At 62.1% G+C, this 523-nt stretch carries 1 protein-coding gene; it reads right to left on the bottom strand.

The genetic code is table 11. The annotated features are described in order from the left end of the window. Positions 1-21 precede the first annotated feature (21 nt). The coding region (locus FEM54_RS33745) for a phosphatidate cytidylyltransferase (RefSeq protein ID WP_138454420.1) at positions 22-523 on the bottom strand (502 nt) is incomplete at its 5' end.

A 523-nucleotide genomic window follows, 5' to 3' on the forward strand; every position in this document is an offset into this window, starting at 1 on the left:
GGGCTTAAGAGAGCGTGTTCCTCAGGTCCACCAGTAGCGCACAAGGTGGAAGAAAATCGGCGCGGCAAAGCACACCGAATCCAGGCGGTCCAGCATCCCGCCGTGGCCTTCGATCATGTGCCCCCAATCCTTCACGCCCCGGTCGCGCTTGATCGCCGACATCACGATGCCGCCAGCGAAGCCAAGCAGGTTGATCAGCAGCGCGATCAGGAATGACTGCCACGGGTTGAACGGCGTGGTCCACCACAGCGCCGCGCCGATCAGGGACGACAGCAGAATCCCGCCGACAAAGCCTTCCACGGTTTTGGACGGCGACAGGTTGGGCGCGATCTTGTGTTTGCCGAACAGCTTGCCGCACACGTACTGCAGCACGTCCGATAGCTGCACCACGATCACCAGGTAAGCGATCAGCAACAGGTTGCGGCCTTCGTAGCCGGGAATGTCGAGCGTCAGCAGGGCGGGCACGAACGACACGCAGAACACCGCGATCATCAGGCCCCATTGCACCTTCGACGCACGCTCC

The sequence above is a fragment of the Pseudomonas edaphica genome (genome assembly GCF_005863185.1).
Lineage (GTDB): Bacteria > Pseudomonadota > Gammaproteobacteria > Pseudomonadales > Pseudomonadaceae > Aquipseudomonas > Aquipseudomonas edaphica.